At 40.6% G+C, this 9,688-nt stretch carries 5 protein-coding genes; 3 read left to right on the top strand and 2 right to left on the bottom strand.

Annotated elements, in window-relative coordinates; all coding sequences use genetic code 11:
- Positions 1–181 precede the first annotated feature (181 nt).
- On the bottom strand, positions 182–2,752 hold the full coding sequence (locus D0T60_RS18125; protein ID WP_239059607.1) for a beta-N-acetylglucosaminidase domain-containing protein: 2,571 nt from the start codon (positions 2,750–2,752) through the stop codon (positions 182–184).
- Between the two features lie 268 nt (positions 2,753–3,020).
- Positions 3,021–3,887: an AraC family transcriptional regulator gene (locus tag D0T60_RS18120; protein ID WP_163219821.1), complete on the bottom strand. Its 867-nt coding sequence runs from the start codon at positions 3,885–3,887 to the stop codon at positions 3,021–3,023.
- Positions 3,888–4,106: 219 nt separating this feature from the next.
- Between D0T60_RS18120 and D0T60_RS18115 the strand changes: the two genes are divergently transcribed.
- From D0T60_RS18115 to D0T60_RS18105, 3 genes are read left to right on the top strand one after another with little or no spacing between them, the layout of a single operon-like run.
- Positions 4,107–5,174, top strand: a complete 1,068-nt coding sequence (locus tag D0T60_RS18115; RefSeq protein ID WP_239059606.1) for an efflux RND transporter periplasmic adaptor subunit — start codon at positions 4,107–4,109, stop codon at positions 5,172–5,174.
- Positions 5,171–8,293 (top strand): efflux RND transporter permease subunit, encoded by a 3,123-nt coding sequence (locus tag D0T60_RS18110; RefSeq protein WP_203558374.1) that lies wholly within the window; start codon positions 5,171–5,173, stop codon positions 8,291–8,293. Before D0T60_RS18115 ends, D0T60_RS18110 begins: the two co-directional genes overlap by 4 nt.
- Before the next feature lie 5 nt (positions 8,294–8,298).
- Positions 8,299–9,606 carry a TolC family protein gene (locus D0T60_RS18105; RefSeq protein WP_163219819.1) on the top strand — a complete coding sequence of 436 codons (1,308 nt, stop codon included), beginning with the start codon at positions 8,299–8,301 and terminating at the stop codon, positions 9,604–9,606.
- Positions 9,607–9,688 lie beyond the last annotated feature (82 nt).

Raw genomic sequence — 9,688 nt, 5'->3', positions numbered from 1 at the left:
AATGCTTTCAAAATCAAATTCTTCTTTCATAAAAAAAACTGTGTTAGTAAAGTTAATAATTTATTCTTTACTGACACAGTTTAAATTACAGTCTCGAAGGCACAGAGACACAGAAGTTTTTAATTTACTGAAAATCAACCACTCTGTGTCTTTGTGCCTCTGTGTTCAAGCCTCTTGTTTTTTATATACCTTGCGGAAGAATCTCGAATATTTCCACTTTTCCCTCAATCTCTATCCGGGATGCACCCGCAACGAGTTGCGCCTTGAAGAAATGGCTGTCAATCGCTACTTCCGAGAGCAATTTACCTTTTGCATCGAACTGTCGAAATTTTACCGGAACTGCTGTTGTTGCTTGGCTTGATGTGGGCAACTTCAACAACAAAGTATAACCTGCTACATTCGGAGCAACTCCAAACGACATTATGCCACTGTTCATGAATGACGTGATAGGGTTGTAGTCGAAAGCCTGCAACGACTCATCATTGGCCTCAAGGTTGAAACCGAGTTTTTCTCGTCTCACAGGGTTGATGTCGAATCTACGCACAGCCATCCAATTGGTCTTGGCTGATTGCAGTTTTCTTAGCCTAACGTATCTTGCCTTTATCGGTTCTCCGGTCCAATTGATAACATATTGATTTTTGATACTATCTGTCAGCGGTGCCCAGTCTTTGCCGGTTTCGGAGTATTCGAGAATCGTATGATCGAAATAGTCAACGTCTTCACTCCTTCTTCCCTGAATAATATGGACTTCGGAAATCTCTTTTAAATAGCCTACATCCACGCCAACCCAATGTCCGGTTCTTTGCGCTTTTCCTGTTGTGTAAAAGGTGGAGTCGTCATTGTCGAACATAAGTTTGCTCGATACGGAACTAACATTAGCATAAGTGCCTACTGCCTTGTAAGATTCTGGTAGTTTTCCTGTAAGGGCGGTAAAGAACTTATAAAGCATATCGTCCATTGCTTTTACATAGAATGGCTGGAGTTTCAGTGTGCCCGACTTATGGGTATCGTAAGCCTTTTTGTCGTCTTTGCTCATACTGTTTTCTACGTATGTGTTCCAGAAGCCTGCCTGATCACCAGCCTCATGATATTTGATGGCGTCGAAGGTTTTACGACCACGAGTGCCGAGTTTGCCGAACTCTGTGAGCCACGGACGAAGTTCATTTAGCAGTGCTTTGTTGGTACAACCAGCTTCCATCTGTGCAGGCACCTTTTCAATCTTTTCGAATTCACTTAAAAGAGCCTTGAACTGTTCTTGGGTATAATTATCGATCCGGAATGTTTCGGTTTCCCACGATTCTGCTCTGCGGTAGCCTGTTTCTGTATCGCATGAATGAATGGCGAAAGTTCTGTATGCTTCTGCGGCTCCGGGAACGAGCATGGCAATCCCCCTTTCCCAGTTGTCGATCGGATTGTATGCCGCAATGTTCCAGGAATAGTCGGATACACCATATAAAGCCAGTTTCGATGCTTCGCCGTTTTCCATCGGATTGCTTCCGAAACCGCAAAGATCATCTGCGGTGAGTGATGTATTCAGCCCGTAAACTGGTCCTTGCAAAACTATTGTGTTCTTTATGTAATCGGTAACCGGATAGTTCCACCAGTAGAATGCTGGTCTTTTGATTCTTGAATTTATCCAATCCATTGTCTCTTTCGTTAAATCGCTACATACTACATCGCCTGTCCAGAATATCTGTACCGAGGGATCCAATGTTTTACCATAGATGCTCAGAGCGCCATCGGGACCCGGTTTAGCCCATGCTTTAGAGTAGTCGGTCGGGCAAATCACCAGTGGTGTTACATCTCCTTTCACTTTCACAAATTCCTCGTTGACCCTGTTGGTAAGCTCAGTTTGTTTTACGGGATTTACTCCTTCTCCTGTGATATCATCAAAAAAGATAGCGAAGGATCGTACACCAAGGTCATACATTCCTTCTAATTTGTTTTTTAGGTTTTGATAGTCTTCTTCGTTCCATTTAATATCCTTACCCGGATGAATGGCCCATACGAAATCGACCCGGTTGCGGTTGCACGCCATTATCAGTTCCTTTATATTCATAGCTTCCTTTTCCGGATAAGGAAGTCTCCAATGAGGAGAACTATGGTAAGGATCGTCTTTGGGACCGTAGAAATATATATTCATCTTGAACCTGCCGTAAAATTCGATCAGAGACAACCTTGTTTCGTGCGACCAGGGGTTGCCATAGAACCCTTCGATTACTCCCCTGTGTGGAAGGTCCGGATGGTCTTTTATTTCCAGATAAGGTAACTGAAAGTTGGCCGAAGCCGGGCTTTCAATGATCTGACGAAGTGTTTGGATGCCATAGAAAGCTCCCCTCTCGTCGTACCCGGTGATGGTTATGCCTTTGTTGCTAATACTCAGTGAATATGCTCCCGACACAGCCTTTACTCCAAGTTTCGCAGCTTTATCAGCTCCGAAGTTAATGTTGAGTTTAGCTCCCTTTTTATTGAGATTCACAAAATCCATGTTTACAGAAAAATCCCCATTCTTGGCATTCAGAGCCAATCCTTTTGAAATGTCCAGTTTGTCGCCATTTCCAATCTTTAGCTCTTGTGGAGTGGGGTTGATGATTATTCCTTTGTGATCCAACTTCTGTCCCGGAACAGTCAGGACTTTCTGTGATTCTCGCCTTTGACCTGAAAAATCGAATCCGGTTTGTTGCGCGGTCAGATTACCGCAAAAGAGAAAACAGGCTGTCAATGCAGCCAGCATTTTGTTTTTTTTCATCATTCTTTAGAGGTTATTCTTAAAACTGTTAAGTAGGTAATTCATATATTAATTAAACTGCAAGTCATGCCGCAGATTTTACAAAAATACACCTTTTATTTATAGGGACAAGGAGGTTGTGAGATTTACTTTATGAAGCATTATTGTAGAGCTATAAATTGGGCTCAATCAATTCTTATTTTCCCTTTGCAGCAGAGAAAAACGGCACTTCGCAGCAAAGGGAAAAGCAAGTATTATAATGACGCGGTAAGCATAGTATAAAAGCGCTTTTCTAAATATCTTCATCTCTAAACCTCTTTGGAGTCATGCCTGTTTGCCTCTTAAAGTATTGTCCAAAAAATGAAGGATTGGCAAAGTTTAGTTTTTCCGATATTTGAAGAACGCTCAAATTACGCCCTCTTAGTAAATTCTTTGCTTGTTTCACAACTACTTCATCAATCCAATGCGATGCACTCGACCCGGTTTTCTCTTTAACTACAGATGATAGATAACGAGGAGTTACGCATAATTTGCTTGCATAATATTCTACCTCTCTGTGCTTATCGTAGTTCAAAGCCAAAATATACATAAACTCTCGAACAAGCGAATCTTTCCGGGGAACGTTTTCGTGAACAATCGGATTGCGCTTCCAATAAATGGCAGCAAGTTCAAAATAGATTACTTTGAACATACTTTTAGCAATCTCTCGCCGAAAGGGATGATCTGCGATAGAATATTTCTGCATCATCATATCTAAAAGATTTAATACCATTATAAGTTCTTCTTCATCCAAAGACACGCATGGGTTATCTTTGATATACAAATAATATTCTGTTGCCGATGGTATCTGAATATCTTTAATGAGCTCCATGTCAACACCTATCACATACCTCTCAAAATCATCGCTTTTACTGATTGTTTGAAATATAGAGAAAGGAAATACAATACACATATCTCCTTTTTTAAGTTTATAGCTTTTCAAATCAAGAAGAAACTCGGTTTCACCCTGTAGGCAAACCACAATTCCTCCACCTATCAATTCGCGAGCAATGAGATAAGACTCAAATCTACCTTCAAATTCTTTATTAAGATCGTACAGCAGTGATTTTCCTAACCGGGTATCGTCCAAGTCTTGTTTATTCTTTTTTTCTTTCCTCATAACTCTTTATTTTGAAAACAAAGTAAACATAATGTAAGCGTACAAACAACCAATTTAGCCTCTAAAAAGTACATATTGAACATTTTTGGGTAAATTTAAAAGATACATCCCATCTCTTTCACCTGTACCTTTGTCTTTTCAATGTGCATAACCCCTCTCGGGGTAAATGCTTGCTATTTTAATTCATATATTAATTAATTTTGAATACCTACTTATAGAATGAAAAAGACAGTAATTTTATCAATAATGAGTTTTATGCTTCTTGCGCTATTATCCTGCAAGCAGCATAAAACGGAGAAAAGCAATATTCAAACTGTACAGATAGATACTGTGCGGATTTATGGTGAAAGCAAAAGTGTTACTTTTCCGGGAAAAGTAACAGCAGCTTCGGATATAAATTTGGCTTTCCGCATTGGCGGTCCTATTTCTCATATATATGTTGATGCCGGAAAATATGTAAAAAAAGGACAGCAATTGGCTGAAATAGATGCTCGCGATTACAAAATACAATTGGCAGCTACAGAGGCAGAATACAATAGATTGAAAGCCGAAGCGGAAAGAGTTATCTCACTTTACAAAAAAGGAAGTATTGCCCCCAATGAATACGACAAAGCCGTTTACGGACTCAAGCAAATTACAGCTAAGTACGAAGCACACAAGAATGCACTGACCGACACCAAATTATATGCACCATGCGACGGATATATTCAGAAACGTCTTTTTGAACCGGGCGAAACTGTGAGTGCAGGCCTGCCCGTGTTATCAATGATAAGTGCAAGTACAGATGAGATTGAAATAAACATACCCTCTTCCGACTATATACGTCGTGATAATTTCGAAAGCTATTATTGTGTGGTCGATATCTATCCGGGAAAGAGTTTTCCATTGAAGCTTATCGGAATAACACGAAAAGCAAACATGAATCAACTTTATACCATGCGTCTGCGCCTTACTGGTAATGAGAAAGAAAAACCCGGACCCGGAATGTCGACCATGGTGACAATAAAATATAAAAACGAAGAAGCAGAAACAGTATCTATTCCTCTTACATCCATCTTTGAGCTGAATACTCAAACAATGGTTTGGGTATATAACCGGGTAAGCGAAACCATCTCTGCTCGCAACGTTAAAGTATCCGAGATATTGCACAATGGAAAAGTGATCATTTCTTTCGGACTATCACATGGAGAGATTGTTGTGTCAAGAGGCGTTAACTCGGTAAAAGAAGGAGAAAAGGTTAAGTTGTTGCCACGCGTATCGCCCACAAATATAGGAGGAATGCTATGATTGATCTTGGAAACTGGGGACTGAAAAACCGCAAGTTGGTTAATTTCCTCATTGCAGCACTTGTAGTTGGAGGAGTGCTTGCCACTAAAAGTATGGGTAAACTGGAAGACCCCGAGCTGATAGTTAAACAAGCATTGGTAGTAACCACCTACCCGGGTGCATCTGCCCATCAGGTAGAGATGGAAGTAACGGATGTTCTGGAAAAGTCTATCCGCACCATGAAGAATATTGAATATGTGGAAAGCAGATCAATGAACGATTTATCAATGATCACAGTCAATCTCTCCACATTGGTATCTAATGAGGAGGTAGACGGAATGTGGACTTTGCTACGCCGTAAAGTGACTGATGCACAACCGGCTTTGCCGGAAGGAACTTCCGTATCGGTTGTTAAAGATGATTTTGGAGATGTAATGGGTATGTTTTACGCCCTTACCTCCGATGGCTTTTCCGATCGCGAACTGGGAGATTATGCCGAACTGCTGAAACGCAATATACTGGAAATAGAAGGAATATCGCGTGTGGATATCTATGGACAAAACAAAGAGTGCATCAACATTGAACTATACGAAGACAAGATTGCCAATCTGGGTATATTTCCGGCCGAAGTACTTTCAACACTGGGAGGACAAAACAAAACCGTTTATTCCGGATACTATGATGCGGATGTTTTCAGAATACGCGTTACCGTGAACGATAAATATCGTAATGTCGAAGATATTGAAAACCTGTTACTGCAAGGACATCAGGGAGATCAATTCAGACTTAAAGATATTGCCAAGGTTTCAATGGGCTACGAAACACCTGTACGCAACAGCATGAGTTATGACAATCAAAAAGCATTGGGAATTGCCATTTCCGCCCTAACCGAAGCCGATATAATACAAGTAGGTAAAAAAGTAGAAGACTGTGTGCAAAAACTGAGCGAAAGCAGACTGCCGGCAGGTATCGAAATGCACAAAGTGTTTTTTCAACCCGACCGCGTTAATAATGCATTGAACACGTTCATGATTAACCTGATAGAATCGGTAGCAATAGTTGTTTTTATACTCATATTCACTATGGGATTGCGAAGCGGCATTATTATCGGACTTAATCTTATCATCATTGTTTTCGGGTCAATACTTGTTCTTAATATAACAGGAGGCACGCTTCAGCGAGTATCACTTGCGGCTTTCATTCTTGCCATGGGAATGTTGGTAGACAACGCCATAGTTATTCTGGATGGCATACTTATAGATATGCAGCGTGGAATATCCAAACAAGAATCGCTCACAGCTATAGGAAGAAAAACCGCTATGCCACTTCTTGGAGCAACGCTGATTGCCATTCTTGCTTTCTTCCCCATCTTTCTTTCGCCCGACACTGCCGGCATTTATGTTCGCGACCTTTTTATTGTTCTGGCAGTTTCTCTTTTACTTAGCTGGGTGCTTGCCTTGGTGTATGTACCCATTCAAGCCGACAACTTTTTAAAAATCAAAAAAGATAAAGAAGGAAAAGACCCTTTTGATAATACTTATTATAAAGCACTTAGGAAAACCCTTTCGTGGGTGCTTCATCACCGAACAGTTACCATATCACTAACAGTGGTATTGCTTTTTATTTCTCTGTTTTGTTTCAGATTCCTGCCTCAAGGTTTCTTCCCCGATATGGACTATGACCAACTTTACATTGAGTATAAGCTACCCGAAGGAACTTCGAGCAATAAGGTTCATGAAGATCTTCAAGCAATAACGAACTATTTGTTGACACGAAAAGAAATTACCCACGTCACTGCTTCCGTAGGAGGAACGCCTGCTCGTTACAACCTTGTGCGTAGCGTGGCCGATCCGTCACTATCGTATGGAGAACTTATTGTAGACTATACTTCTTCCAAAGAGCTGGTGGCTACTATGGATGAGATTCAACACCAGCTAACTGTTCAATATCCGGATGCTTATGTCAGATTAAAACGTTATAACCTGATGTATAAGAAATATCCCATAGAGGTACAGTTTAATGGTCCCGACCCTGCCATATTGTGCGATCTCACCAATCAGGCACTTGCCATTATGGAAGAAAGTCCGACAGTTTTTCTTGCCCGTTCCAGTTGGGAGCCTAAAAAGCCTACCCTAATGGTGGACTACAACCAACCCATAGCCCGAAACGTAGGACTAAGCCGACAAGATGTAGGGCTTTCACTGCTCAGTGCCACAGACGGCATTCCGGCAAGTGTTTTCTATGACAATAACCACAAACAAACCATATACCTGAAGTCGGTAACCAGTCGGGGAAACCCTATAGAATCGTTAGAGAATACTTCTATTTTCAGCATGATGCCATCTATAGCAACCTTAGATAAAGATATGCTATATGGCTTAATGTCAGGGAGTTATTCGGGAGAAGATGCGATGGAAGAAATACTACGCACCATTCCACTTAGTCAGGTAACCGATGGTATAAAATTCACTTGGGAAGACCCTCTCGTTATTCGCTATAATGGTCAGCGTGCCATGCGTGCCCAATGCAATCCGGTAAACGGTGTAGGAGCAGAAGATGCCAGAGCCTCAATAGCCCAACAAATAGAAGCCATCAAGCTGCCCGACGGTTATACCATGCAATGGGAAGGAGAACGTAAGGCAAGCACACAGTCGACAACCTATTTATTCAAACATTTTCCTTTAGCCATTGTATTGATGATTGCCATTCTTATTATGCTTTTTAAAGATTATAAGAAACCGGTTGTTATTTTCTGTTGCATTCCACTGCTTCTTATCGGAGTTATATTTGGTATGCTTGCATCGGGCAAAACATTCGGTTTTGTTGCCATTGTAGGGGTACTCGGACTTATAGGTATGATAATTAAAAACGGAATAGTGCTGATGGACGAAATAACCCTTCAACTGCACGAAGGGGTTGAGCCTATAAAAGCTCTGCTGGATAGTTCATCGAGCCGCTTCAGACCCGTGATGATGGCATCCATGACTACTATTCTGGGAATGATACCTTTATTGTCTGACGATCTTTTCGGTCCACTTGCCGTAACCATTATGGGTGGTTTGCTTGTGGGTACACTAATTACTTTGTTGATTATTCCTATTCTTTATTCTTTGTTTTTTAAAATCAAAATCAATAAATGAATATAATGAAGCTAAAACATATAATGTGGTGCGGACTGATCTGCACCCTTACCTTTGGAGATATTAAAGCACAAGAGGTTATGACCCTTGAAAAATGTCGGGAACTTGCCTTAAAGAATAATAATTCTATTGCCATAGCCGAGCGAAACAAAGCGAAAGCCGAATATACTCAGAAATCATATTTGGCTAATTTCTTTCCTAAGATTTCGGCATCCGGAAACTATTTGTATACACAGGCAGAAATGAATAAAAGTTTATCGGTAAGCTATCTTCCGGAAATGGATTTATCTCTCAAACTTAATGGCACTTGGATGGCAGGTTTGCAAGCCCGGCAACCTATTTTCAGCGGAGGAAAAATTGCTTCCGGTTATCGTATATCCCAAATTGGCAATGAGATAAGCCGGTTAAATCAACATCTGACACAAACCGATGTTATTGTAAAAACCGATGAGGCATACTGGATGTATGTGCAAACAAATGCACTGTTAGAAGTAGCACTTTCTTATCAAAAGGTAGTGAATGAGCTGCTGCGTAATGTGCAAAATGCCCAAGAAGTTGGACTTAAACACACAAACGATGTTTTAAAAGTAAAAGTAAAACTAAATGAAGCTGAGCTGCAAGTGCGTCAGGCAGAAAACGGAGTAAACCTATCGCGCAAAAACCTTTGCCACATCATTGGGCTTCCTCTTACTACATCTATTACTCTTCCAAAACCATTTAATGATTCATTTTCTATTCATTTTGAACATACGGAAGATTATACAAAGCGACCGGAATATGCAATACTCGAACAACAAGTGAAACTAAAAGAACAACAAATCAAACTAACACGAAGTGATTTCTTGCCCCAAATAGGCATAATGGCCAATTATGGCTATATAAACGGACTAAAGATGAATGACAGCAAACTACTGGATAATGCATCGTTTTCAGTAATAGCCTCTGTTAGTGTGCCCATATTTCAATGGGGCGAAGGGCGCAACAAGGTTCGTGCCGCAAAAACCGAACGCGATATCATGCAACTGCAACGCAATGATATGATGGAGATGATGGAATTGGAGCTATCTCAGGCCTTAGATAAATGCAATGAATCTATGTTGGAAGTAGAATTAACTTCCCGTTCATTACAACAAGCAGAAGAAAATATGCGAGTAAGCAAAGATCGATATGACGTGGGAATGGAAACCCTTGCCAATTATTTAGAATCTCAAACCGTTTGGCAACAAGCATGGATGGAGCACATTAATGCCCAAACACGCCAACAACTAAACCTTACCTATTATAAAAAAGCTGTGGGTCTTATACGGGATTAGGTTGACACCCTTTTGCTGCATAATATTTTATTATTTATGCAAAAAAAAGTACATCGTTTCTACAGTGAAACATTTAAGTTGG

This window comes from Bacteroides sp. 224 (genome assembly GCF_010500995.1).
Taxonomy (GTDB): domain Bacteria; phylum Bacteroidota; class Bacteroidia; order Bacteroidales; family Bacteroidaceae; genus Bacteroides.
The sequence above is the reverse complement of the archived record's forward strand: the minus strand, read 5'-3'. Positions and strand labels throughout refer to the sequence as shown.